Origin of the sequence: Mycobacterium sp. 852002-50816_SCH5313054-b, assembly GCF_001667185.1 — a bacterium.
Classification (GTDB): Bacteria; Actinomycetota; Actinomycetes; order Mycobacteriales; family Mycobacteriaceae; genus Mycobacterium.
Map to the genome: position 1 here is coordinate 32,132 of NZ_LZIC01000045.1, position 24,817 is coordinate 56,948.

Below are 24,817 nucleotides of genomic sequence, written 5' to 3' on the forward strand. Positions count from 1 at the left end.
TGTCCGTCTAGCGCCGGGTCATCGGATGAAATAGATCACGGTGAATAGCGCGATCCACACGATGTCGACGAAATGCCAGTAGTAGGAGACGACGATGCTGGCCGTCGCCTGCGCCGGCGTGAACTTGCTCATCGCGGTGCGGGCCAGCAGGAATATGAACGCGATCAGGCCGCCGGTGACGTGCAGGCCGTGGAAACCCGTCGCGAGGTAGAAGACCGTGCCGTAGGCGCTGCCCGGGATCGTGGTCCCGTGCGACATCAGGTGGTAGTACTCGTACGCCTGGCCGAGGACGAAGAACAGGCCCATTAGGAACGTGATCACGTACCAGCGGCGCAGCCCGAACACGTCGCCGCGCTCGGCAGCGAACACGCCCATCTGGCAGGTGAACGACGACGCGATCAGCACCAGCGTCACCGGAACGGCCTGGTACAGGTTCAGCTCGGTCGGCGGCGGCGGCCACTTCCCGCCCGCCTGAGCCCGCGCGGTGAAATACATCGCGAACAGGCCAGCAAAGAACATGAGTTCGCTGGACAGCCACACGATGGTGCCGACAGCGACCATGTTCGGCCGGTTCAGCGAATGCACCCGCGACGTGATCGCAGTACCCGAGGTCCCCACAGCGCTGGTCACATCCGCAAGTATGACGCTTTGTAGTTGTCGAACTCTACCCGGGTCCGAAATTTCGGTGATCCGCGTTTTGCCCGCCGCGACCGGGCCCGCAGGGGCGCGCTTGTGGCAACGGTTGGGGGGCGGCTGATCCTCGTGGGACCATCGGCGCGTGCCCGCGTCACCTGAAGCCATCCCGCCCCGGGGCGCCCCCGGGTCGGTGCCGTCGTGGCCGCAGGTCCTCGGCCGCCTGACCGGCGGTCACGAACTGGCGCGGGGCCAGGCCGCCTGGGCCATGGACGAGGTCATGGCCGGCGCCGCGAGCCCGGCCCAAATCGCCGCCTTCGCGGTGGCGATGACGATGAAGGTGCCCACCGCGGCCGAGGTGAGCGAGCTGGCCGACGTCATGCTGAGCCACGCCCGCCCGATGCCCGCCGGCGCGATCCCCGAGGACGCCGTCGACATCGTCGGCACCGGCGGCGACGGCGCCAACACGGTCAACCTGTCCACCATGGCCTCGATCGTGGTGGCCGCGGCGGGGGTGCCGGTGGTCAAGCACGGCAACCGGGCGGCCTCGTCGCTGTCCGGGGGAGCCGACACGCTGGAGGCGCTCGGGGTGCGCATCGACCTGGAGCCCGATCAGGTCGCGCGAAGCCTCGACGAGGTCGGGATCGGGTTCTGCTTCGCCCCGCTGTTCCACCCGTCGTACCGGCACGCGTCCGCGATGCGCCGCGAGATCGGAGTGCCAACGGTGTTCAACCTGCTTGGGCCGCTTACCAATCCGGCGCGCCCGCGGGCGGGTTTGATCGGCTGCGCGTTCGCGGACCTCGCCGAGGTGATGGCCGGGGTGTTCGCGGCGCGCCGGTCCAGCGTGCTCGTCGTGCACGGCGACGACGGGCTCGACGAGCTGACCACCACGACCACCAGCACGATCTGGCGCGTGCAGGCCGGCACCGTGGATCGGCTGACGTTCGACCCGGCCGGATTCGGGTTCGCCCGGGCCGAGCTGGACGAGTTGTTGGGCGGCGACGCGCAGGCCAACGCGGCGGAGGCGCGCGCGGTGCTGGCCGGCGCCAAGGGCCCGGTCCGCGATGCCGTCGTGCTCAACGCCGCCGGGGCCCTCGTGGCGCAGGCCGGCCTATCCAGCCGCGCTGAATGGCTGCCCGCCTGGGAGGACGGGTTGCGGCGCGCCGGCGCTGCCATCGACTCGGGGGCGGCCGAACAGCTGCTCGCGCGATGGGTGCGGTTCGGCCAGCAGCTCTGAGTCCCAGCCCTGTGCCGGATCCTGTTGCCAGGCCAGCCGCGCCGAACGCGCCGAGGCCGCCCACCCCGACCAGGCGCCGGCCGACCGCAGCGGCGAGGCCCATCCCTCGTCGGTCTCGGCTCTGACCCGCACGACGCGCACCCCGGGGGTGGCCAGCCACCGCGCGATGAGCGCGGTCTCCTCGACGAGCGCGCCGCCGAGCGGGGCCGCCGTTCGCAGGATCGCCTGTGCGCCAGCGTGAATGGCGTCGATCACCGGCATCGGGGGGACCCCGCGCGTCGCGGTGCCGGCCGCGGCGAGCTGGCCGTAACGGATCACCGCGAGGTGGTAGCCGCCCCGGCCGCCGGGGCCGTCCGGCGCGGCGGCGATCAGCTCGGGCAGCGAGGCCAGCGCTCGCAGCCGCTGGCCACGCCACAGCGTCTCGATGGCGGTGGCGGTGCGGTCGCGCAGTCGCGCGGCGCTCTCAAAGTGACGTTGCTCGGCAAGCGCGGCGACCTGCCGCACGGCGGCGGCCAGGGCGCCGTTGTCCAGTCCGTCGATCAGGGCCGCGACCCGCGCCACGGCCGCGGCGTACTGGGTCGCGGTGACGCCTCGGGCGGCGGGGCAGGGTGACACCTCGGCCTCCGGGCAGGCCGGCCCGTGCAGGGCCGACCGGCCGAGCCGCGCGGTGCAGGTGCGCAGGCCGGTGAACCGCGCCAGCAACGCCGCGGTGTCGGTGGCGTCGGCGCGGGACCGGAACGGGCCGACGGCGCGGTCGTGCCGCGGCGCGCGGATCGCCGCGAGCCGCGGAAACGCCTCGTCGGTGAGCGCCAGCCACCACCACCGCTGCGGGAACCGCGAGCGCCGGTTGTAGGGCGGGGCGTGCGCGGCCAGCAGGCGCAGCTCCCGCACCCCGGCCTCCAGCGCATGCGCGCACTCGACGTGGTCGACGGCGCCGGCCAGCGCGACCATCTCCTTCATCCGGCCGCGGGGGTCCGCGCCGGTGAAGTACTGGCCCACCCGGCGGCGCAGGTCGACGGCGGTCCCGATGTAGAGCGTTTCGCCCGCGGGGCCGCGGAACAGGTAGACCCCCGGCCGGTGCGGAAGGCCTGCTGCGAGAACTCGTTTGCGGCGCTGGGCCGGCGTCACGTCGGGCAGGTACGAGCGCAGGTCGGCGTAGGTATGCACGCCCTGGTTGCCGACTCGCTCGATGAGGGCGTGCAACACGTCGACGGTGGCGCGGGCGTCGTCGAGGGCGCGGTGGGTCGGCTGGGCGGCCGCCGCGAACAGCCGCGCCAGGGCGGCGAGGCGCACGCTGGGGGCCTCCTCGCGGCTGAGCACCCGGCGGGCCAGGCGGACCGTGCACAGGACCTGGGGCCGTGGCCAGGGGATGTCGCATCGCTGCGCGGCGGCCCGCAGGAACCCCACGTCGAACCCGGCGTTGTGGGCGACCAGCACCGTCCCGTGGTCCAAGCCGGCGAACTCGAGAAACATCGGCAGCACGGCGTCGATGGTCGGGGCGTCGCACACCATCGCCGTGGTGATGCCGGTGAGCTGCACGATCTGGGGCGGGATGCTGCGCTGCGGGTCCACGAGGGTGGCAAACTCGCCGAGCACGACGCCGCCGCGGACCTTGACCGCCCCGATCTCGGTGACGGCGTCGCACGGCGCGCCGTCGGCGCTCCTGGCGCGTCCGCCGGTGGTTTCCAGGTCCACCACGACGAAAGTGGTCTCGCGCAACGGGGTTTCGTCGATCGGGGAGGCGGCCGGGTCCCAGCTCGGTCCCAAGTCGGCGAAACTCAGCTGAGTCGCACCACTCATGGCCGAGACGTTAGGCACCCGCACCGACAGCTGCGGGGTTCCCACGCCGGGCGGATCGGGGCCGGATTGTTGTCGGTGGCCCCGGTTAGCGTGCGGATAAGCGCGCGAACTTCGGCGTTCGAATGACCGAGAGGACGGCCCCAGATGGCACACGGCAGCGGCAAGGGCGAACCAGCGCCCGGTGCGGAGGCACCGGTGGTGATCGACTGCGACGAATGCGCGGTACGCGGCCCGGGATGCCGCGACTGCGTGGTCAGCGTGCTGCTCGGGGTCCCGGAGACCCTGCTGTACGACGAGCGGGCCGCGCTGGAAGTCCTCGCCGACGTCGGGCTGGCGCCGAGGCTGCGGCTGGTGCCGATTCGCCGGGACCGTGGGGCCGGTGTAGCCTAATTGCCTTGTGCGCCAAAACCGCTCGATCATCTTAGAGGATTGCCATCATTCACAAAGTAATGACAGAAATCTTCCCGATTTCTTAACGATCCGGTTTGGACAAACGTCGATATCGTTCCGTAACCTGTTTGAGACCTAAACTTGTCCGACGGCGCTCCGGCAGTGCCAGTCCAGGCCGTTTAAGGAAGCAAATTTTGAGGCTCGACTCTATGTACCCCTGTGCGCGTGTCATTGCACGTTCTGCCCTAGGTACGTTAGCGGGCTTGGTCGTCTTCACGGGGGTTTTTGCCGCGAATTCCGTGGCCGATCCGGCCGAGGACGCGCTGGCCAAGCTGAACCAGCTGTCCCGCCAGGCGGAGCAGACCACCGAGGCGATGCACAGCGCGCAGCTGGACCTCAACCAGAAGCTGGCGGTCCAGCAGGCGGCGGAAAAGAAGCACGCCGACGACCAGGCCGCGGTGGATTCGGCGAAGGCGCGCCTGGCCGCGTTCCAGGGTGCGGTCAACAAGCTCGCCGCGGCCGAGTACATGGGTGGCCGCGTCGACGGCATGGAGGCAATGCTCACCGCCGGATCGCCGCAGGGCCTGATCGACAAGCTGGCCGTGCAGCGGCTGATGGCGACGCAGATGCGCACGCAGATGTCGAACTACCGCATCGCCGGTGCGCAGGCCGCCAAGGCCGAGCAGGAATCCGCCAAGTCCGCGGCCGACGCAAAGAGCGCGGCCGAGCAGGCCGCGGCGGTCCGGGCCAGCCTGCAGTCCAAGCAGAGCCAGCTGCAGGTGCAGATCGCGGTCGTCAAATCCCAGTACGTGTCCCTCACGCCGCAGCAGCGCACCGCGCTCGCCGACCCCGGGCAGCTCCCGGCGGCCGCCCCGGCACCCGGTGCACCGGCCCCGGACGCTTTGCCGCCGGGCGCACCGGCGCCCGCCGACGCTCCACAGCCCGCCGGAATGATCCCGGGAATGCCCGGGATGCCCGGAATGCAACCCCCCGGCGTGGGCGGCGGTGACCGCGCGACCGTCGTGCAGGCGGCGCTGACCCAGGTCGGTTCGTCCTATGTGTGGGGCGGCGCCTCACCCGGCGCGTTCGACTGCTCCGGGTTGGTGATGTGGGCGTTCCAGCAGGCCGGCATCTCGCTGCCGCACTCCAGCCAGGCGCAGGCGCAAGGCGGTCAGCCGGTGGCGCTGTCGGACCTGCAGCCCGGTGACGTGGTGACTTTCTACAACGACGCGTCGCACAGCGGCATCTACGTCGGCGACGGCATGGTGATCCATTCCTCCACCTACGGCGTGCCGGTGCGGGTGGTGCCCATGGGCGCCGCAGGCCCGATCCACGACGCCCGTCGCTACTGACCACCTCAGCCGGCGGCCTCGGCACCTGCCGATCCTGCTGGCGTGGGTGTTCGCCCTCGAGCTGATCGTGGCGGCGGCGGTGCCCTTCGAGGCCGCCGACGCCAAGGCGCGGCACGCCCAGGTGGTCACGCCCGCCCGCAACCAGGCCACCGTCGTGACGAGGACGCTGGTCGTCGGTGACCGCACCGTCCGGCTGGTGGGACTGGGCGGTGCCATCAGCGACCGCTTGCTGTCCCGGGTGGCGTCCGACATCGGCGGCGCGATCAACGCGGTGACGGCGTTCTGGGGCGGCGACTGGCCGCGCGACATCTCGATCCTGGCCACCGGCTCCGACGAGCAGTTTCGGGCCGCCGCCGGCGGGGGACCGGCATCACAGTGGGCCGACATCGCGGCCGTGACGGTGGCCGACCGCGTCGATCCCGCGCAGCGGGCGGCGTTCGGCCAACGGATCGTGTTCGCGCCGGGTGCCGCCACCATGAACGACGGTTCGTTACGAATTGTGTTGACGCACGAGCTTTTTCACTACGCCGCGCGCGCCAACACCGCCGCGGACGCGCCGCACTGGCTCACCGAGGGGGTCGCCGATTTCGTCGCCCGGCCGCGGGCCCCGGTGCCCGCCGACGCGCTGCCGGTGCCGCTGACGCTGCCGGCCGACAGCGATCTGGACGCGCCCGGGCCGCAGCGCTCGCTGGCCTACGACCGCGCGTGGTGGTTCGCCCGCTTCGTCGCCGACACCTACGGGACGCCGAAGTTGCACGACTTGTACGTGGCGACCTGCGGTGTCGGGCACACCGACGTGCCCACGGCCGTCCACGACGTCCTGGGCACCGACACGGCCGGGCTGCTGGTGCATTGGCACCAATGGCTGCCCCGCTAGCCTGACGCAGGTGAGCCGGGTCCTGCTGGTAACCAACGACTTTCCGCCCCGCCCGGGCGGCATCCAGTCCTACCTCGGCGAGTTCGTCGGCCGGCTGGTCGATGCCGGGTCGCATTCGGTGACGGTGTACGCGCCGCAATGGAAGGGGGCCGACGCGTACGACGCCGCGGCCGGCTATCGGGTGGAACGCCATCCGGGCACGCTGATGCTGCCCGGCCCCGCGGTGGACGCGCGGATGCGCCGGCTGATCGGTGAGCAGGGCATCGACACCGTCTGGTTCGGTGCGGCCGCACCGCTAGCGCTGCTGGCGCCGCGCGCCCGGCAGGCCGGTGCGACCAGGGTGCTGGCCAGCACGCACGGCCACGAGGTGGGCTGGTCGATGCTGCCGGTCGCGCGGTCGGTGCTGCGCCGCGTCGGCGACGGCACCGACGTCGTGACCTTCGTGAGCCGCTACACGCGCTCGCGCTTCGCCTCGGCCTTCGGGCCCGCGGCGAGGCTCGAGCACCTGCCACCCGGGGTGGACACCGAGCGGTTCCGGCCCGACCCGGCGGCCCGGGCCGAGCTGCGCGGGCGCTACGGGCTGGGTGAGCGGCCCGTCGTCGTGTGCGTGTCGCGGCTGGTACCGCGCAAGGGCCAGGACATGCTGATCAAGGCGCTCCCGTCGATCCGGCGCCAAGTCGACGGGGCGGCGCTGGTCGTCGTCGGCGGCGGTCCCTACCTGGACGCGTTGCGCAAGCTCGCCCACGACTGCGGCGTGGCCGAACACGTCACCTTCACCGGTGGCGTGCGCGCCGCCGAATTGCCGGCCCACCACGCGCTGGCCGACGTGTTCGCGATGCCGTGTCGCACCCGCGGCGCCGGCATGGACGTCGAGGGCTTGGGCATCGTCTTCCTGGAGGCCTCGGCGACGGGTGTGCCGGTCGTCGCCGGCCTGTCGGGTGGGGCCCCGGAAACGGTGCAGCACAACAAGACCGGGCTGGTGGTCGACGGCCGGTCGGTGGACGAGGTCGCCGAGGCCGTCACCGGGCTGCTGGCAGATCGCGAACGGGGCGCGGCAATGGGCGCGGCCGGGCGCGAGTGGGTGACGTCCCAGTGGCGCTGGGACACGCTGGCCGCCCGGCTGGACGAACTGCTGGGTTAGTCCTTCTCGTAGATCGATTCGATGTCGGAGGCGAACTTCTCGGCCACCACGTTGCGCTTGACCTTCATCGTCGGCGTCAGCTCACCGGTGTCCTCGGTGAAGTCGACCGGCAGGATGCGGAACTTGCGGATCGACTCGGCGTGCGACACCGCCAGGTTGGCGTGCTTGACGGCCGCGTCCACCTCGGCGAACAGGTCCGGGTCGGTGGCCAGGTCCGCGACCGACGCGTCGGCGGGCTTGTGGTTGCGCTCCTTCCAGCCGACGAACGCCTCGGGGTCGATGGTGATCAGCGCGCCGATGAACGGTTTGGCGTCGCCGACCACCATGGCCTGGCTGATCAGCGGGTGCGCCCGCAGCTGGTCCTCGAGCACCGCGGGGGCGACGTTCTTGCCGCCGGCGGTGACGATGATCTCCTTCTTGCGGCCGGTGATCTTCAGGAAGCCGTCCTCGTCCAGCGCGCCCAGGTCGCCGGTCTTGAACCAGCCGTCGGTGAACGCGTCGCTGGTGGCCTGCTCGTTGCGCCAGTAGCCGCCGAAGACGACGCCGCCGCGCACCAACAGCTCGCCGTCGTCGGCGATGCGCATGCTGTTGCCGGGCAGCAACGTCCCGACCGTCCCGATCTTGACCCGCCCGACCTGGTTGACCGTGATGGCCGAGCTGGTCTCGGTCAGGCCGTAGCCCTCGTGGATGGTCAGGCCCACACCGCGGTAGAAGTGGCCCAGTCGCGCGCCCAGCGGCGCGCCGCCCGAGAGGGACGCGTGGCAGGCGCCACCGAGCGCGGTGCGCAGCTTGTGGTAGACCAGCCGGTCGAACAGCGCGTGCTTGGCGCGCAGCAGCAGCCCGGGCCCGCCGTTGTCCTGGGCCTGGCTCCAGTCGACGGCGGTTTGCACGGCCATCGCGAAGATGCGCCCGTTGCCCTCGTTGACCGCCTTCTGCTCGGCGGTGTTGTAGACCTTCTCGAACACCCGCGGCACCGACACCACGACCGTCGGCTTGAACACCGCCAGCATCGGCAGCAGGTTCGCGATGTCGCTGGTGAACCCGACCGTCACCTTGTTCGCGCACGCCGACAGGGTCAGCGAGCGGGCCAGCACGTGGGCCAGCGGCAGGAAGACCAGCAGCCGCTGGCTCTCGTTCAGCAGCGTCGGCAGGCACTCCTTGGCGCCCCGGCACTCGTAGAGCAGGTTGGAATGGGTGAGTTGGCAGCCCTTGGGGCGGCCGGTGGTGCCCGAGGTGTAGATCAGCGTCGCCGGGTCGTCGGCGCGCAGCGCCTCGATGCGGGCGGTCAGTTCGGCCGGCTCGACCGAGACGCCCTCCTCGGCGAGCTGGTCGAGCGCCTTGGGTCCCGAACCGTCGATGTGCAGCACCCGGCGCAGCGCGGGCAGCTCGGCGGTGAGTTCGGTGACCATCGCGGCGTGAGCGTCGGTCTCGGCGAAGGCCACCACCGCCTCCGAGTCCTGCAGTACCCAGCGCACCTGCTCGGCCGACGACGTCTCGTAGATCGGCACCGTGACCGCGCCCACCGCCAGGATGGCCAGGTCCAGGATCGCCCACTCGTAGCGGGTGGCCGAGAAGATGGACACCCGGTCGCCGGCCTGCACCCCGAGTGCGATCAGGCCCAGCGCCGCGGAGCGGACGTGGTCGGCGGCCTCGGCGCACGTGACGTCGGTCCACACGCCGTCGACCTGGCGTTGGAAGATGACGAAGCTGGGGTCGTCTCGCTCGTGCTCGAAGACCATGGCCGCAACGTTTTCGTGCTCGCCGACGGTGAAGCGGGCGGGGACACTGTACTCACGCACTGTGATGACCTCGATTGGCTCGTCATGTTGCCGGGGTGTCGGCTTGCTGCCGCCCAGCCTAATCCGCGTATTCGCGCAGCCCGGCCGAGGTCGGCTTGGCCGCCACCGCGCTTGCGGGCTCCCCGCCGCGGTGTGTGAAGCTGGGGTGGTGAACAGCATCCAGATCGCCGACGAGACGTTCGTCGCCGCCGACGGCGCGCAGGTCGGCGCCGCCGTCGCCGATCCGTCGTCCTGGCGGCGGTGGTGGCCGGACCTGCGGCTGCAGGTCGTCGAGGACCGCGCCGACAAGGGAATCCGCTGGACGGTCACCGGCGCGCTGACCGGCACCATGGAGATCTGGCTGGAACCGTCGCTGGACGGCGTGGTGCTGCACTACTTCCTGCACGCCGAGCCCACCGGCGTGGCGGCCTGGCAGCTGGCAAAGTTGAACTTGGCGAAGATGACGCACCGCCGTCGGGTGGCGGGTAAGAAAATGGCGTTCGAGGTCAAAAGGACGGCGGAACGGTCACGTCCGGTCGGCGTTTCTCCGGTAGTTTAGCCGGATCAAGGTGCGGCGGTAGGAGTACCGTTTCGGCCCGGAGACCGGGCTAGGCCGGCGCATCGCGGGGCCTATCCGCTCGCGGGAGAGAGGGCAGCAGCCAGGTGGCGGAAAAGACGACGCAGACCATCCACATCGAGGCCGATCCGGGCACGGTGCTGGAGGTGATCGCCGATATCGATTCCTACCCGGAATGGATCTCGGAATATAAGGAAGCCGAGGTGCAGGAGAGGGGCGCCGACGGGTACCCGAAGGTCGTGCGATTCGTGATGGACGCCGGCGTCATCAAAGACACCATGGTGATGTCCTACCAGTGGCCCAAGGACCGCCAGTCGCTGAGCTGGACCCTGGTCTCCAGCTCACTGCTGCGCTCGCTCGAAGGGTCATATCGCTTGGCGCCCAAGGGATCTGGCACCGATGTCACCTATGAACTCTCGGTCGATCTCGCCATCCCGATGATCGGAATGCTCAAGCGCAAGGCCGAGCGCAGGTTGACCGACACCGCTTTGAAGGATCTGAAGAAACGAGTCGAGGCTGAGTGAGTCCAGCGAATTCCGGGCACCCACCCCGGCCCGGATCAGTCTTTTCGTCGGGAAGGGCGGGGTAGGAAAGTCCACCCTCGCCTGCGCCACCGCGGTCTGCGACGCAGGCTCGGGTCGGCGGGTTCTGGTCGTGTCCACCGACCAGGCGCACTCGCTGGGTGACGTGCTGGGTGTCCCGGTCCCGCCGGGCGGCCACGCAGAACCGGTGCGGGTGCTCGCCGACCTCGAAACCGGGGGGGCGGAGGCCGGCGGCGGCTTCCTCGACGCGCTGGCGCTGGACACCCTCGCCCTGCTCGAGGCCCGGTGGCACGGCGTGGTCGACACACTGGATCGGCGGTTTCCCGATTCCGAGCTGAGCACCATTGCGCCCGAAGAACTTTCGGCGTTGCCTGGTGTTCAGGAGGTGCTGGGGCTGCACGCCGTCGGCGAACTCGCCGCCTCCGGGCGCTGGGATCGCATCGTCGTCGATTGCGCCTCGACCGCGGACGCGTTGCGAATGTTGACCCTGCCGGCCACCTTTGGGCTCTACGTGGAGCGCGCGTGGCCGCGCCATCGTCGGCTGTCCGTCGCCGGCGACGACGCGCGCTCGGCCGCGATGGTGGAGCTGCTGGAGCGCATCAGCGGCAGCGTCGAGAAGCTGAGCACGTTGCTAGCCGACGGCGAGCTGGTCACCGCGCACCTGGTGCTGACCCCCGAGCGGGTGGTGGCGGCCGAGGCGGTGCGCACGCTGGGTTCCCTGTCGCTGATGGGCGTGCGGGTCGAGGAGCTGATCGTCAACCAGGTGCTGGCCGAGGACGAGTCCTACGAGTACCACAACCTGCCCGAGCATCCGGCGTTCTACTGGTACGCCGAGCGCATCGCCGAGCAACGCGTCGTGCTCGAAGAACTCGACGCCACCATCGGCGACGTGGCGCTGGTGCTGACCCCGCACCTGTCCGGCGAGCCGATCGGTCCCAAGGCGCTGGGCGCGCTGCTCGACGGGGCCCGCCGGCGGGGCGGCGGGGCGCCGCCCGGCCCGCTGCGCCCCGTGGTGGACCTCGAATCCGGGTCGGGGCTTGGGTCGATATACCGTATGCGGCTAACGTTGCCCCAGCTCGATCCCCCGGGACTGTCGTTGGGCCGAGTCGACGACGACCTGATCATCAGCGCCGGAGGGTTGCGGCGCCGGGTGCGGTTGGCGTCCGTGCTGCGGCGCTGCACGGTGCTCGACGCGCACCTGCGGGGCAGCGAGCTGACAGTTCGCTTTCAACCGGACCCGGAGGTGTGGCCAAAGTGAGTGGGGCTCACCCCGATCTCGGTCCCGAGCTGCGCCGGCTTGCGCAGGCGATCCTCGACGGCATCGACCCCGCGGTGCGGGCGGCGGCCGCGCTGACGGCGGGCGCGGGCGTCGGGACCGGCAAGTGCCAACAGGTGTGGTGCCCGGTGTGCGCGCTGGCCGCCCTGGCGACCGGCGACCAGCATCCGTTGCTCACCATCGTCGCCGACCACAGCGTCGCGCTGCTGGAGGTCGTCCGCGGCATCGTCAATGACGTCAGTGACATCAGCGGGTCGGCCAAACCGCCGCCCGATGGACCGCCAGGGGGCGGCGGCGCCGAGCCCGGCTCCGGCGCGCCCGCGGACGATGCGACCGTGAAGACGCGGTACCAGCCCATCGCGGTCACCGTCGAGGAGTAACCCGGCCGCGGCGAAGGTGGTCCCTGCCGCCGCGGGTCGGTACAGTTGGCGCAGAACACCGAGGGTGCGGGCGAGAGGGAGGGCCATGTGGTACTGGCTATTGAAGTACGTCCTGCTCGGCCCGTTGCTCTCCTTGCTTGGCCGGCCGAAAGTCGAAGGGCTCCAATACGTTCCGAGTTCCGGGCCGGCGATCCTGGCCAGTAACCACCTGGCCGTCATGGACAGCTTTTTTCTGCCGCTGGTCGTTCGGCGCCGGATCACCTTCCTCGCGAAGTCCGAATATTTCACCGGCACCGGGTTCAAGGGTTGGCTCAGCCGGTGGTTTTTCACCGCCGTAGGGCAGGTGCCGATCGACCGCACCGACGCCGACGCCGCCCAGGCCGCCCTCAACACCGCCGAGCAGGTGCTGGTCGGCGGCAAGTTGCTGGGCATGTATCCCGAGGGCACCCGGTCGCCCGACGGCCGGCTGTACAAGGGCAAGACCGGGCTGGCGCGCCTGGCGCTGGAAACCGGGGTTCCGGTGATCCCGGTGGCGATGATCGGCACCAACGTGGTCAACCCGCCGGGCACCACGATGCTGCGCTTCGGGCGGGTCTCCGTCCGGTTCGGCAAGCCGATGGACTTCTCCCGCTTCGAGGGCATGGCCGGCAACCGCTTCATCGAGCGGGCCGTCACCGACGAGGTGATCTACGAGCTGATGCGCCTCTCCGGCCAGGAGTACGTCGACATCTACGCCGCGAGCGTCAAGGAACGCGGCGGGGAACCCGAGGGCGCGGACTCGACCGACGAGGCTGCGCGGATTCCGGAAACGGCCGTCGGTTAACTTCTCACCGCTACCGGCGTCGGCGCGGTCGTCGCCGGGTCCGAGCGCCTCGCGCGGGCCGTGACTGTCAATCCCGCCACGACGATGACCGCCAGCGCCCACCACACGTAGGACGCCCCGACGAGTTGGCGCCACCAGTTCGCGGTGGTCTCGTGGTGCTTGGGCAGCAGGTCGATCGGCGTCCACCGCATCAGCGCCACCCCGGCGACGCTCACCACGCTCAGCGCGACGTTGCGGCGCTGCCAGGCCAGCACCCCGGTCACCAGCACCGTCGGCAGCGCCCAGACCCAGTGGTGGGACCACGACACCGGCGAGACGACCAGCCCGAACAGCGCGACGCAAATCACCGCGAGGATGGGCTCACCGGCGCGCAGCACCCGCCGCATCGCCCAGATCGTCGCCGCCAGCACAAGCAGGCAGGCGATGACCCACAGCGGGAAGCGTTCGTGCTCGCCCAGACCCAGCCGGGCCAGGGTGCCCGCGATGTTCTGGTCGGTGTTCAGGGCGGCCTCACCGATGCGGTCGGTGTGGTGGACGGTGTGGGTCCAGTACTCCCACGAATCGCTCCACGCCAGCGCGAAGCCCAGCAGGGTCATCGCCGCGAACGACGCGAGCGAGGTCAGCGCCGCGCGGTTGTCGCGACGCAGCAGGAAGTACAGGAGGAACACCGCCGGGGTGAGCTTGAGCGCCATGCCGAGGCCCAGCAGCACCCCGCGCGGCCACGGCAGGCGGCGCGGCACGCAGTCGGCGATCACCAGGGTCATCAGCACGACGTTGATCTGGCCGAAGGCGAAGTTCGACGTGATCGGTTCCAGCCAGATCGTCGCCCCGGCCGCGATCAGCACGGCCAACCACAGCCGCCGCAGCCACGCCGGGCCGCCCACCACGGCCGAGGTGGGCCACACGTCCAGGCCGGTCAGCAGGATCGTCGTCGAGACGACCAGCAGCACCAGCGTCAACACCGTGATCGCGACGCTCGCCGCCGGCATGTGCAGCCAGGAGAACGGGCAGAACACAATGGCTGCCAGCGGGGGATAGGTGAATGGCAGGTTGAGCCCGATGGGTGTGTGGAACAACACATCCCCGCGGTACAGCGGACGCCCGTCCAGCCAGGCCTGACCGCCCAGCTGATAGATGTCAATGTCGATGCGGTACGGCGTGTGCCCGAACAGCCGCCCGGCCACGTAATACATCGCCGCGGCCGCCACCAGCCAAAGCAGACCCCACAGCAACACCCGCACGGGTCGACTGCCCACGTCGGGGGCCCGCCATCTACTCATCTCGCAGAACAGCGTAATCGGTGCGCAGCGCGGCTCCCGCCCTGTCGGGAAATGCAGGCGTAGGTTTCTAACGTGCTCCACTGGTTCGTGTTCGGGGTGGCTCACTGGTTCGCGCACGACATCATCGACCGCGGCCGGCTGCCGCTGCTGTGCTGCCTGGTCGCCTTCATCCTGACCTTCTTCGTGACGCGGACGTTCGTGCGGCTGATCCGGCACCGCGCCGACGCCGGTCGCCCGACCCGGTGGTGGCACCCCCGCAACGTGCACGTCGGGGAGGTGCACATCCACCACGTGGCGTTCGGGGTGGTCCTGGTGATGCTCTCCGGGCTGATGCTGGTGACGCTTTCGGTCAGCGGGCAGGAACCCGAATTTACCCTGGCGGCAACCCTTTTCGGGGTGGGCGCCGCGCTGGTGCTCGACGAGTACGCGTTGATCCTGCACCTGTCCGACGTCTACTGGGAGGAAGACGGCCGAACGTCGGTGGACGCGGTGTTCGCCGCGGCGGCGGTGGCCGGGCTGCTGATCATGGGCCTGCATCCGCTGATGTTCTTCCTGCCGTTCTGGCACGCCGCCGACTCGATGGCGCTGCGCGCCGGGGTGGCCGGCGAGCTGGTGTTCACGTTGCCGCTGGCCGTGGTGGTGGTGCTCAAGGGCAAGGTGTGGACCGGTTTGCTCGGCATGTTCATCGTCGTGCTGCTGGTCATCGGCGCGATCCGCTTGTCGCGCCCGCACGCCCCGTGGGCCCGGTGGCGCTATAGCGCCCAGCCCGACAAGATGCGACGCGCGCTGCAGCGGGAGCGGCGGCTGCGCCGCCCGGTGGTTCGCGCCAAGCTGTGGGTGCAGTGCGCCATCGCCGGCACCCCGCGCCTGCCCGACGAGCGCACGGTCGACGCGCAGCTCGACCACGACGTGCACGCCGCACCTGCGCCGACGGGGCCCATCCTGATCAGCCGATAGGCTGCGCCAGTGCGGTATTTCTACGACACCGAGTTCATCGAGGACGGCCGCACCATCGAACTGGTCTCGATCGGGGTCGTCGCCGAGGACGGCCGCGAGTACTACGCCGTGTCCACCGAATTCGATCCGGAGCGCGCCGGCAACTGGGTGCGCGCCAACGTGCTGCCCAAGCTGCCGCCGCCGTCGTCGCCGTTGTGGCGCTCGCGCAAGCAGATCCGGCTGGACCTGGAGGAGTTCTTCGCGGTGGGCAGCGGCGAGCCGATCGAGCTGTGGGCGTGGGTGGCCGCCTATGACCACGTCGCCCTGTGCCAGCTGTGGGGGGCGATGCCGGCGCTGCCGCCGGCGATACCGCGCTTCACCAGGGAATTGCGGCAACTGTGGGAGGAGCGCGGGTCCCCCCGGATGCCGCCGCGACCGCGGGACGCCCACGACGCCCTGGTGGACGCCCGCGATCAACTGCGCCGGTTCCGCCTGATCACGTCGGCCGGGGGGTGTTCGCCCTGATCAGCGTTCGGAGAACCCCGGTTACGATGGACCGATGAACTGGACCGTCGACATCCCGATCGATCAGCTGCCGCCGCTGCCGCCGCTGTCGACCGAGCTGCGCGCGCGACTGGACGCCGCGCTGGCCAAGCCGGCCGCCCAGCAGCCCAGCTGGGACGGCGAACAGGCCGCCGCGATGCGCACCGTCCTCGAGAGCGTGCCGCCGGTGACGGTGCCGTCGGAGATCGTGCGGCTGCAGGAACAGCTGGCCCAGGTGGCCCGGGGCGAGGCGTTCCTGCTGCAGGGGGGCGACTGCGCGGAGACGTTCGTCGACAACACCGAACCCCACATCCGCGGCAACATCCGCACGCTGCTGCAGATGGCCGTCGTGCTGACCTACGGCTCGAGCCTGCCGGTGGTCAAGGTGGCCCGCATCGCGGGCCAGTACGCCAAGCCCCGCTCGGCCGACGTCGACGCGCTGGGCCTGCGCTCCTACCGCGGCGACATGATCAACGGCTTCGCCCCGGACGCTGCGGCGCGCGAGCACGACCCGTCGCGGCTGGTGCGCGCCTACGCCAACGCCAGCGCGGCGATGAACCTGGTGCGGGCGCTGACCTCCTCGGGGCTGGCGTCGCTGCACCTGGTGCACGACTGGAACCGCGAATTCGTCCGGACCTCGCCGGCCGGCGCCCGGTACGAGGCGCTGGCCGGCGAGATCGACCGGGGCTTGCGGTTCATGAGCGCCTGCGGGGTGGCCGACCGCAACCTGCAGACCGCCGAAATCTACGCCAGCCACGAGGCTTTGGTGCTCGACTACGAGCGGGCCATGCTGCGCCTGTCCGACGTCGAGGGCGGGGAGCCGCAGCTCTACGACCTGTCGGCGCACACCGTGTGGATCGGCGAGCGCACCCGCCAGCTCGACGGTGCCCACGTCGCGTTCGCGGAGGTGATCGCCAACCCGATCGGCGTCAAGATCGGCCCGACGATGACCCCGGAGCTGGCCGTTGAATACGTGGAGCGGCTCGACCCGCACAACAAGCCCGGGCGGCTGACGCTGGTGAGCAGGCTGGGCAACAACAAGGTGCGCGACCTGCTGCCGCCGATCGTCGAGAAGGTGCAGGCCGCCGGGCACCAGGTGATCTGGCAGTGCGACCCGATGCACGGCAACACCCACGAGTCGTCGAACGGCTACAAGACCCGCCACTTCGACCGCATCGTCGACGAGGTGCAGGGATTCTTCGAGGTGCATCGCGCGCTCGGGACCCATCCCGGCGGCATCCATGTCGAGATCACCGGTGAGAACGTCACCGAGTGTTTGGGTGGGGCGCAAGACATTTCGGACACCGACCTGGCCGGCCGCTACGAGACGGCCTGCGACCCGCGGCTGAACACCCAGCAGTCGCTGGAGTTGGCCTTCCTGGTCGCCGAGATGCTGCGCGACTAACGCCCCCTTTGCCGCGAGCGCGCGTGTTTGTACGGCGACACGCCGCATGGGGCGTACATTTGCGCGCCCTCGCGGGGAAAGGAATTGGCTAGAGCAGGCCGGTGAGGTTGCTTCCTAGCGTCCAGGCCACCGTCGCGACCAACCCGGTGAGCGCCAGCACGATCGCCACCCAGATCAGCACCATCCGCCGGGCGCGCTGGCGCGCCCACACGAATTCGCTCATCGCGATGCCGGCGAATTCGCCTGAGACCGGCTGGTATTGGTCGTCGGGTCCGGGCCGGCGGTCGACCGGGTGCCCCGGCTCGGCCCAGTCTTCGGGCCCGCGGGTCAGCTGCCGGGTCGGGTGGCGAACCGGTGCGGCGGCGGGCGGGCGAGAGGGTTGGGCGGCCGCCAGGCGCTCGCTCATCCGGAGGTGGTGCAGCGCGGCGGACCGGTGCTGGGCGGAGTTGCGCGGCGCCGGCACCCGGAAGGCGGGCAGGGCGAGTTCTTCGGCGATGGCCTCCAGGTCGGCGCCCATCTCGACCGCGTCGGCGTAGCGCTCGCCGGGCTCGCGGGCCGTCGCCCGGAGCACGAAGTCGTCGAATTGCGGTGGCACGCCGTCGATCGCGGCGCTGGGCGGCGGCACGTCGGCGTCCAACCGCCGGTAGGCGACCGACAGCGCCGAGTCGCCGGTGAACGGCGCGCGCCCGGTCAGCAGCTCATAGCTGAGGATTCCGGCGGAGTAGACGTCGCTGCGCGGGCCGGCGTTGCCGTCGCGCACCTGCTCGGGTGACAGGTAGGCGGCGGTGCCCAGGATGACGCTGGTGGAGGTGATTCCGGCGGCCGCGACGGCGCGGACCAACCCGAAGTCCGCGATCTTGACGTCGCCGTCGTCGGAGATGAGGACGTTCTCGGGTTTGACGTCGCGGTGCACCAGACCGGCTCGGTGCGCGGCGGCCAGGCCACCCAGCACCGGGCGCAGCACCGCGGCGACGGCGTGCGGCGGCATCGGGCCGCGCTCGGCCAGCAGCTCGCGCAGGGTGCCGCCCTCGATGAGCTCCATCACCAAAAACGGGTGCCGGCCGTCCAGGCCCTGGTCGTAGACCGCGACCAGCCCAGGGTTTTTCAGCCGGGCGACGGTGCGGGCCTCCATCTGGAAGCGGGTGAGGAATTGGCCGTCGCCGGCGTAGCGGGCGTCCATGACCTTCACCGCTACCGGGCGGTCGAGGCGCACGTCGAGGCCGCGATACACCGTCGAGGTGCCGCCGCTGGCGATTCTGGACTCGACGCGGTAGCGGCCGTCCAGCAACGCGCCCTCCATCGGGTCCCCCGTCCCAGCTGCGGCCACGGGGCCATAGTAGGTGCGGCCGGGGAATCGGGCTCAGAACGCCCGTCCGACGCGCGAAGCTGGGCCTACACTGGCGCGATGAGCAGTGTTCCGGCCGGGGACGACGTGCTAGACCCCGACGAACCCATCTACGAGCTGCCCCGGGTCGCGGAGTTGCTCGGTGTGTCGGTCAGCAAGGTCCAGCAGCAGCTGCGGGAGGGGCACCTGGCCGCGGTGAAGCGCGGCGGCGGTGTGGTGGTACCCCAGGTGTTTTTCACGAATTCCGGCGAGGTGGTCAAGAGCCTGCCGGGGCTGCTGACGATCCTGCACGACGGCGGTTACCACGAGACCGAGATCATGCGCTGGCTGTTCACCCCCGACCCTTCGCTGACGGTCACGCGCGACGGCACCCGGGACGCCATCAGCAACGCCCGTCCCGTCGACGCGCTGCACGCCCATCAGGCGCGGGAAGTCGTGCGGCGCGCGCAGGCTATGGCGTACTGACCGATTCGGTCTCGGGCGTCCGGTACAGCGCGTACCAGGCGGCCAGCGCGCACGCGGTGGCGAGCGAAAAGTGCAGCCACGAATACATGCCGTGCGATCCGTCGGGCTTGAAGATCACCATGACCCAGGTGGACAGGCCGGCGATGGCCGCGACCGCCCGCCGGGACTGGGCCAGCGGCGCGGCCACCGCCAGCGGCCAGGAGTAGTACCAGGGCAGCGCGGCCGGGACGAACAGCACCACGATCAGCATCGACCACGCGATGCCGGCCAGTGCGGCGCGGTCGTCGCGCCGGAACCGCCACCACAGCAACGGCAACGACACCGCGATGACCGCGATGCCGACGAGGCGGGTGATTCGCAGCGTGGCGTAGAAGTCGACCGCGAAGAACCCGCTGCCGAGGGCATGGATCAGGTTGGCGACCGCGGTCGGCACCGTCAACCAGTTGATGATCTTCACCGACCCGGCCAGCGCGGTCAGCCACCCCAGCCCGACGCCGGCCACGGCCGACAAGATGGCGAACACCACGGCGAAGGTCAGCACCGATATCGCCGTGGCCGCCAGGAACGCGGGGGCGGTGCGGTATCCCCGGCGGTCCCGCAGATGCCGCATCCACACCCACACCAGGAACGGCAACGAAATCCCGGCGGTGGCCTTGACCGCGATCGCCACGGTGATCAGCACGACGCCGAGGACGTGACGCCCCTGGAAGGTCAGCGCGATCCCGGCGGCCATCAGGCCCACCATCAGCATCTCGTTGTGCACCCCGCCCATCAGGTGGATGAGCACCAGCGGGTTCAGCACGCAGATCCACAGCGCCAGTGCGCCGTTGGTGCCCAGGTGGTGCGCCAGTCGCGGGGTGGCCCAGATCAGCAGTGCCAACCCGGGCAACATGCACAGGCGCAGCAGCATCGTCCCGACAATCACGTGGTTGCCGACCACCAGCGTGACCAGCTTCGCGATCAGGATGAACGCCGGCCCATACGGGGCGGTGGTGATGGTCCAGATGGGACTCACGTTGTCCAGCAACGCGTTTGGGTTGGCTACCGGACCCACCGCGTAGGGGTCGAAGCCGTCGCGCAGCAGCGCCCCCTGCGCCAGGTACGAGTAGGTGTCGCGGCTGAAGACGGGCACCGACAACAGCAGCGGCGCCAACCAGAAGCCGGTGGTCGCCCGCATGGTGAACTCGGTCGCGTGGCCCGCCAGCGCGAGCCGGCCCAGGCGCACCCACGCGATCAGCATGAGGCCCACGCCCGCCCACAACACGATCGACGACAGCACCAGCCCGTGGCCGAAGCGCAGCCAGGACAGGTGCAGCGCCTCGAGCAGGGGGTCGTGCGGCTTGGTGCTGCCTGCGCCCAGCCCCCCCAGCGTGATCAGCACCGAGCCCAAAAAGCCCAGCTTCGCCGGGCGCCCCTCCGGGGTCGCTGAGAACGCGGTCAGCCGTGAAACATGTTGAGCCAGAGATCTTTTGGTCGACGAATCGTCGGTCGGGGTGGGTGTCGGGGTCGACGGGGTGCTCATCGGCTCAGGCGGACCGATTCGTGGCCAGCGTGGCCAGCTCGGCCAGCCCCGCCTTGGCGGCCGCGTTGATGGGCGCGGCCGCGAGCGTCGCCAGCGCCCGGTCGGTCAACGCGGCGATGCGCCGCTCGGCGGCGGCCAGCGCGCCCACCGACTCGATGACCCCGCGCAGTTCGCCCACCTGGGCGTCGGTCAACACTGCGCCGATGGCGGTGCGTAACAGGTTGGCCGCCAAGGGATCCGACTTGTCCGCCAGCTCCAGCGCCTCGGCCAGCAGCACGGTTCGCTTGCCGGACCTCAGGTCGTCGCCGGACGGCTTGCCGGTGACCTCCGGGTCCCCGAAGACGCCGAGCACGTCGTCGCGCAGCTGGAACGCCACGCCGAGGTCCGTCCCGAACTCGGCGAAGGCGGCCTGCACCTCGGGTCGGTCCGCGGCGGCGGCCGCCCCGAGCTGCAGCGGCCGCGCCACGGTATAGCAGGCGGTCTTGTAGGTGTCGACGTTCATCGCCGAGGCGATCGACTCCGCGGCGCTGGCCTCGGCGACGATGTCGAGGTATTGCCCACCGAGCACCTCGGTGCGGATGTCGGCCCACACCCGGCGGACGCGCCGCCGGGCGTCGGGCGCCAACTCGAGGCCCGAGACGATGTCGTCGGCCCAGGCCAGCGCGAGGTCGCCGAGCAGGATGGCCGCCGAGGTCCCGAACCGCTCGGACGAGCCGCGCCAGCCCCGGTCGCGGTGCAGCGCCGCGAAGCGGACGTGGGTCGTCGGCCTGCCGCGCCGGGTGGACGAGTCGTCGATCACGTCGTCGTGCAGCAGCGCGCAGGCGTGCAGCAGCTCCAGCGCGGAAAACAGCAGCAACGCTTCGGGATCGGGCTCCCCGGTCGCCACGGCCCGCCAGCCCCAGTAGGCAAACGCGGGACGCAGCCGCTTGCCCCCGCCCAGCACGAAATCTTCCAGCGCCGCGATCAGGACGTCGAATTCGGCGCCTTCAGAGCTGATGTGGGCGCTCTGGGCGCGCCGGTCGTGCAGGTACCGCCGAAGTTCCTCGGTGACGGCGCCGGTCAACTCGACGGTTGCCGCTGCGGGTGCGGCTTTTGGGCTCAGCGCGGCGCCCCTTTCTGCTCGGTATGTCTCTAGGGCCGACAGTTTAGGTGGCTTCCGCGCCCCCAGTTGCTTCGACTGCCTCACTATCCCGCCCCTATGCTGGCGAGGGTGCCCGGGCGCTGCGTGACGCAGCGCGGCCCGGCTGGCAAGGAGAGGAGCCGCGTGAGCCTCAACACCATCGCGCTCGAGTTGGTGCCCCCCAACGTCGAAGACGGCAAGGAGCGCGCGCTCGAGGACGCGACGAAAGTGGTGCGGTACTCGGCCGAATTCGGCCTCGAGGGCCGGATCCGGCACGTGATGATCCCGGGCATGATCGCCGAGGACGACGATCGGCCCGTCCCGATGAAGCAGAAGCTGGATGTGCTGGACTTCTGGTCGATCATCAAGCCGGAGCTGCCCGGGTTCCAGGGGCTGTGCACGCAGGTCACCGCATTCATGGATGAGGCGTCGCTGCGCCAGCGGCTCAGCGACCTGTGCGACGCCGGGATGGAAGGCGTCGTCTTCGTCGGTGTTCCGCGCACGATGAACGACGGCGAAGGCTCGGGCGTCGCGCCGACCGACGCCTTGTCGATCTATCGCGAGCTGGTGAGCAACCGCGGCGTGATCGTGATCCCCACCCGCGAGGGCGAACAGGGCCGGCTGAACTTCAAATGCAACCAGGGCGCGACGTACGGCATGACGCAGCTGCTGTATTCCGACGCGATCGTGGGCTTTTTGACCGACTTCGCCAGCAACACCGATCACCGCCCCGAAATCCTGTTGTCCTTCGGCTTCGTGCCGAAGGTGGAGAGCCGCGTCGGCCTGATCAACTGGCTGATCCAGGACCCCGGCAACGCCGCGGTGGCCGGCGAGCAGGAGTTCGTCAAACGGCTGGCCGCCAGCGAACCGGACAAGAAGCGCCAGCTCATGGTCGACCTGTACAAACGGGTGATCGACGGCGTGGCCGAGCTCGGCTTCCCGTTGAGCATCCATTTCGAGGCGACCTACGGGGTTTCCGGGCCCGCCTTCCACACCTTCGCGGAGATGCTTTCCTACTGGTCGCCTTAGCTGGGCGTCTGGTCGCGCGGCGCGGTGAACCGCGGCGAGCGGTCGCGGCTCATCCAGGCGAGCAGCGCCACGACGCCGGCCGCGGCGAAGGACGCGATGCCCAGCCACACGCCCGCCCCGGTGAAGTTGCGGGTGTTGGGGTCGGTGTAGCGGGCGTTGGCCGTCATGGCGGTCACCACGCCCGGCTTGAGCTTCCAGGACACCACGTCGGGCTCGACGCGGTCGCCGTTGGTGGAGGTCACGACGCCGGGAAAGGCGACGGTCAGCTCGACGTCGGCCTCGTTGTCGGTCACCGACGTCAGGTCGGCGCGGCCCTCCAGGATCACCAGGTTGCCGTTGCGGCGCAGCGACAGGTTCACGCCCTGGGCGTCGGAGTTCATGTTCGCCAGCTGCGGCAATTCGGCGAAGGTCAGGTCGGAGAACACCGCCTGCGACCCCACGTAGCCGTCGCTGTCGTAGTTCGACACCGCCACCTTCTGGCTGAACGGCAGGTTGTTGGTGTCGAGCTGGGGACCCGAGTCCTTGGGGGTCTTCGGCTTGGCCGCCGCGATGACCTCACCGGAGACCAGATCGTCGGGCGAGATCGTCAGCGACGCCCGGACCCGCAGGCAGCCGCTGGCCAGGGGCACGATGAGCAGCAGCATCGCGATGGCCAGCAGGCGGCGCCGGCGCGGCGTGAACCCGCGGGCTCGAAGCGGGGGAGGGCTGGCGTGCACGAGGTCATCGTGCCAGATCCGCGTCACTGAAGCGGCAACGCGCGGCCCAGGATCGCGAACGCGCGCGGGTCCCCCGCGAAGTGGTAGCCGCGGATGACGTCGGTGAAGCCCAGTCGGCGGTACAGCCGCCAGGCGCGGTTGGGTTCGCCGTTGGTCTCCGGCGTGGAGAGCAGCACGTTCTTCTCCTCGCGCGCGGCGAGCAAGCGGCGGGCCAGCGCCTCGCCGAGCCCGCGGCCCTGCGCGCGCGGGTGAATGTGCAACTCCGTCAGCTCGAAGTAGCTGTTCATCAACCGGGCGATCTCCGCGGGCGGCGAGCCGCCGCGTTGCAGCCCCAGCACCACCTGCTGCTGCCACCACTGCCCGGGCGCCCCGGGATAGCCGTAAGCCACGCCGAGCAGCGGGGCGTTGCTCAGGTCGGCGGCCGGCGGTGGTGGCCCGCCGGGCGCCCCGGCTGCCTCGGCTTCTACGGCGGCGACGCCCTGCCACCCGCGGCGCCGGATGTGCTCGAGCCACATGGCGGCGCGCTGGTTCTCGGTGCCCCGCGGGTATCGCATCGCTTCGACATAGACCCGGAGGGCGTCACTGAGGCGGCGCTCCATATCGTTCGGCGGCAGATCGATGAGGAATATCGCCAACTCGCGGTGCCCTCCTCATCCGGTGGCTTCAGGTATTGGTCCGGCCCCGTGCCGCTGTCGCCATTATCCGACGCGGTCGCACTCGCCGCGCCGAGCGGTCGCGACAGGGGCCTGCAGGGGCCCGCGGACTCGCCGCCGTGGCATGCGGGTCGCCGCCCACCGGGGTTGTGGGGCGCGCCGGTGCCGGGGTGCGGCCGGGATAGAATCGCTGCCGAACCTGTGGTACAGCGCAGATTGACCTCGTATCATTTGTGTTAGTTGCCTTTACCACGGGCATCCGCGTGCTATCGATAGTTACGTGCCAAACTGTCGGCAAGGAGGGACGAATGCCACTCTCCGATCATGAACAGCGGATGCTCGATCAGATCGAGAGCGCACTGTACGCGGAAGACCCCAAATTCGCGTCGAGCGTCCGTGGCGGAGGGTTCCGCGCGCCGACCGCGCGGCGGCGCCTGCAGGGCGCGGCGTTGTTCGTCATCGGCCTGGCAATGCTGGTTTCCGGGGTGGCGTTCAAAGCCACGATGATCGGAACTTTCCCGATCCTCAGCGTTTTTGGGTTCATCGTGATGTTCGCCGGCGTGGTCTATGCGATCACCGGGCCGCGGCTGGCCGGCAGGGCGGACCGTTCCGGGCCGGTGTCCGGGTCGGCCCGTCAGCGCCGCAACAAGGGCGGTGGCTCGTTCACCAGCCGCATGGAGGACCGGTTCCGCCGGCGCTTCGACGAGTAGGAACCGCAACCGCCCGGGGTAGCCGCCGCGGCTGCCCCGTTTTTCATGCCCGAGACTGCGGCGAGCGCGCGTAGTCGCGTCGTTTCCGCGATCTGGGCGCAGTTTCGGCGCCATGGTTGCACGCTCGGGGTGTTCGCCCGCTGAGCGCGCGGGCGTCGAGTCCCGTCTGACTCCCGATCGATCCCCAATCGAGTTCCGCGGATCTGGGTCATGCCCCACCGGCCCCACTGGGGCCGGGCGCGGGGGGGGATGCGCCGGTCCGGGCCCCCGCGCCCCGACGCCGGGGG

The 24,817-nt window shown here is 70.5% G+C and carries 24 protein-coding genes and 1 pseudogene; 16 read left to right on the plus strand and 9 right to left on the minus strand.

Annotated elements, in window-relative coordinates; all coding sequences use genetic code 11:
• Nucleotides 1–18: 18 nt before the first annotated feature.
• Nucleotides 19–630: a heme-copper oxidase subunit III gene (locus A5787_RS09375; protein WP_066937831.1), complete on the minus strand. Its 612-nt coding sequence runs from the start codon at nt 628–630 to the stop codon at nt 19–21.
• A gap of 148 nt (nt 631–778) precedes the next feature.
• Here A5787_RS09375 and trpD point away from each other — a divergent pair, with 148 nt between their 5' ends.
• Nucleotides 779–1,870, plus strand: coding sequence for an anthranilate phosphoribosyltransferase (gene trpD, locus A5787_RS28085; RefSeq protein ID WP_082977140.1), 1,092 nt, complete (start codon nt 779–781; stop codon nt 1,868–1,870).
• Here the strand turns inward: trpD and A5787_RS09380 are convergent.
• Nucleotides 1,808–3,670: pseudogene (locus A5787_RS09380) on the minus strand (DEDD exonuclease domain-containing protein); the annotation flags it as partial. The gene trpD and the pseudogene A5787_RS09380 sit on opposite strands and share 63 nt — an antisense overlap.
• Before the next feature lie 144 nt (nt 3,671–3,814).
• Between A5787_RS09380 and A5787_RS09385 the strand changes: the two are divergent.
• The 4 genes from A5787_RS09385 to pimB all read left to right on the plus strand — a co-directional run bounded on the left by A5787_RS09385 (nt 3,815) and on the right by pimB (nt 7,430).
• Nucleotides 3,815–4,060: a hypothetical protein gene (locus tag A5787_RS09385; protein ID WP_066965050.1), complete on the plus strand. Its 246-nt coding sequence runs from the start codon at nt 3,815–3,817 to the stop codon at nt 4,058–4,060.
• Between the two features lie 209 nt (nt 4,061–4,269).
• The gene (ripC, locus tag A5787_RS09390; protein WP_156763853.1) at nt 4,270–5,412 is read left to right on the plus strand and encodes a peptidoglycan hydrolase RipC; all 1,143 of its coding nucleotides are present in this window, start codon (nt 4,270–4,272) and stop codon (nt 5,410–5,412) included.
• Nucleotides 5,413–5,458: 46 nt separating this feature from the next.
• Nucleotides 5,459–6,289, plus strand: a complete 831-nt coding sequence (locus A5787_RS09395) for a hypothetical protein (RefSeq protein ID WP_197507019.1) — start codon at nt 5,459–5,461, stop codon at nt 6,287–6,289.
• Nucleotides 6,290–6,299: 10 nt separating this feature from the next.
• Nucleotides 6,300–7,430 carry a GDP-mannose-dependent alpha-(1-6)-phosphatidylinositol monomannoside mannosyltransferase gene (gene pimB / locus A5787_RS09400; protein WP_066965056.1) on the plus strand — a complete coding sequence of 377 codons (1,131 nt, stop codon included), beginning with the start codon at nt 6,300–6,302 and terminating at the stop codon, nt 7,428–7,430.
• Here the strand turns inward: pimB and A5787_RS09405 are convergent.
• Complete coding sequence (locus A5787_RS09405; protein ID WP_066965059.1) at nt 7,427–9,229, minus strand: long-chain fatty acid--CoA ligase; 1,803 nt, start codon at nt 9,227–9,229, stop codon at nt 7,427–7,429. The genes pimB and A5787_RS09405 overlap by 4 nt on opposite strands.
• Nucleotides 9,230–9,377: 148 nt before the next feature.
• Between A5787_RS09405 and A5787_RS09410 the strand changes: the two genes are divergently transcribed.
• From A5787_RS09410 to A5787_RS09430, 5 genes are all read left to right on the plus strand, one after another.
• Nucleotides 9,378–9,767, plus strand: a complete 390-nt coding sequence (locus A5787_RS09410; protein WP_066965112.1) for a polyketide cyclase / dehydrase and lipid transport — start codon at nt 9,378–9,380, stop codon at nt 9,765–9,767.
• Between the two features lie 104 nt (nt 9,768–9,871).
• On the plus strand, nt 9,872–10,309 hold the full coding sequence (locus tag A5787_RS09415) for an SRPBCC family protein (protein ID WP_066965062.1): 438 nt from the start codon (nt 9,872–9,874) through the stop codon (nt 10,307–10,309).
• Complete coding sequence (locus tag A5787_RS09420; protein WP_156763855.1) at nt 10,302–11,585, plus strand: ArsA family ATPase; 1,284 nt, start codon at nt 10,302–10,304, stop codon at nt 11,583–11,585. Before A5787_RS09415 ends, A5787_RS09420 begins: the two co-directional genes overlap by 8 nt.
• Complete coding sequence (locus A5787_RS09425) at nt 11,582–11,983, plus strand: hypothetical protein (protein ID WP_066965069.1); 402 nt, start codon at nt 11,582–11,584, stop codon at nt 11,981–11,983. The genes A5787_RS09420 and A5787_RS09425 overlap by 4 nt, the downstream gene beginning before the upstream one ends.
• Before the next feature lie 85 nt (nt 11,984–12,068).
• A complete protein-coding gene (locus A5787_RS09430; RefSeq protein WP_066965072.1) occupies nt 12,069–12,806 on the plus strand; it encodes a 1-acyl-sn-glycerol-3-phosphate acyltransferase in 738 nt (245 codons plus the stop codon).
• Here A5787_RS09430 and A5787_RS09435 read toward each other — a convergent pair.
• A complete protein-coding gene (locus A5787_RS09435) occupies nt 12,803–14,086 on the minus strand; it encodes a glycosyltransferase 87 family protein (RefSeq protein WP_066965075.1) in 1,284 nt (427 codons plus the stop codon). The two genes, A5787_RS09430 and A5787_RS09435, sit on opposite strands and share 4 nt — an antisense overlap.
• A 72-nt stretch (nt 14,087–14,158) precedes the next feature.
• Between A5787_RS09435 and A5787_RS09440 the strand changes: the two genes are divergently transcribed.
• The 3 genes from A5787_RS09440 to A5787_RS09450 are packed head-to-tail and all read left to right on the plus strand — an operon-like array spanning nt 14,159 to nt 16,970.
• Nucleotides 14,159–15,043 (plus strand): hypothetical protein, encoded by an 885-nt coding sequence (locus A5787_RS09440; RefSeq protein WP_066965078.1) that lies wholly within the window; start codon nt 14,159–14,161, stop codon nt 15,041–15,043.
• A gap of 9 nt (nt 15,044–15,052) precedes the next feature.
• On the plus strand, nt 15,053–15,547 hold the full coding sequence (locus A5787_RS09445) for a polyadenylate-specific 3'-exoribonuclease AS (protein ID WP_066965081.1): 495 nt from the start codon (nt 15,053–15,055) through the stop codon (nt 15,545–15,547).
• A gap of 34 nt (nt 15,548–15,581) precedes the next feature.
• Nucleotides 15,582–16,970, plus strand: coding sequence for a class II 3-deoxy-7-phosphoheptulonate synthase (locus tag A5787_RS09450; RefSeq protein ID WP_066965084.1), 1,389 nt, complete (start codon nt 15,582–15,584; stop codon nt 16,968–16,970).
• Nucleotides 16,971–17,058: 88 nt separating this feature from the next.
• Here the strand turns inward: A5787_RS09450 and A5787_RS09455 are convergent, their stop codons facing one another.
• Nucleotides 17,059–18,297: a protein kinase gene (locus A5787_RS09455; RefSeq protein ID WP_197507027.1), complete on the minus strand. Its 1,239-nt coding sequence runs from the start codon at nt 18,295–18,297 to the stop codon at nt 17,059–17,061.
• 78 nt (nt 18,298–18,375) lie between these two features.
• Here A5787_RS09455 and A5787_RS09460 point away from each other — a divergent pair, with 78 nt between their 5' ends.
• Nucleotides 18,376–18,780: an Rv2175c family DNA-binding protein gene (locus A5787_RS09460; RefSeq protein WP_066965090.1), complete on the plus strand. Its 405-nt coding sequence runs from the start codon at nt 18,376–18,378 to the stop codon at nt 18,778–18,780.
• Here the strand turns inward: A5787_RS09460 and A5787_RS09465 are convergent.
• Both A5787_RS09465 and idsA2 read right to left on the minus strand, forming a co-directional pair.
• Nucleotides 18,767–20,302 carry an alpha-(1->6)-mannopyranosyltransferase A gene (locus A5787_RS09465; RefSeq protein WP_066965093.1) on the minus strand — a complete coding sequence of 512 codons (1,536 nt, stop codon included), beginning with the start codon at nt 20,300–20,302 and terminating at the stop codon, nt 18,767–18,769. The genes A5787_RS09460 and A5787_RS09465 overlap by 14 nt on opposite strands.
• 4 nt (nt 20,303–20,306) lie before the next feature.
• Nucleotides 20,307–21,365 (minus strand): bifunctional (2E,6E)-farnesyl/geranyl diphosphate synthase, encoded by a 1,059-nt coding sequence (gene idsA2, locus A5787_RS09470; protein ID WP_066965095.1) that lies wholly within the window; start codon nt 21,363–21,365, stop codon nt 20,307–20,309.
• A 201-nt stretch (nt 21,366–21,566) separates the two neighbouring features.
• Here idsA2 and A5787_RS09475 point away from each other — a divergent pair, with 201 nt between their 5' ends.
• Nucleotides 21,567–22,451, plus strand: coding sequence for a mycobacterial-type methylenetetrahydrofolate reductase (locus A5787_RS09475; protein ID WP_066965115.1), 885 nt, complete (start codon nt 21,567–21,569; stop codon nt 22,449–22,451).
• On the opposite strand, the gene A5787_RS09480 is transcribed toward A5787_RS09475, so the two are convergent.
• Nucleotides 22,448–23,095 (minus strand): DUF3153 domain-containing protein, encoded by a 648-nt coding sequence (locus A5787_RS09480; protein ID WP_066965117.1) that lies wholly within the window; start codon nt 23,093–23,095, stop codon nt 22,448–22,450. The two genes, A5787_RS09475 and A5787_RS09480, sit on opposite strands and share 4 nt — an antisense overlap.
• A gap of 95 nt (nt 23,096–23,190) precedes the next feature.
• On the minus strand, nt 23,191–23,802 hold the full coding sequence (locus tag A5787_RS09485; RefSeq protein WP_066965096.1) for an N-acetyltransferase: 612 nt from the start codon (nt 23,800–23,802) through the stop codon (nt 23,191–23,193).
• Nucleotides 23,803–24,128: 326 nt separating this feature from the next.
• On the opposite strand from A5787_RS09485, the gene A5787_RS09490 reads away from it, so the two are divergent.
• On the plus strand, nt 24,129–24,530 hold the full coding sequence (locus A5787_RS09490) for a DUF3040 domain-containing protein (protein ID WP_066965097.1): 402 nt from the start codon (nt 24,129–24,131) through the stop codon (nt 24,528–24,530).
• Nucleotides 24,531–24,817 lie beyond the last annotated feature (287 nt).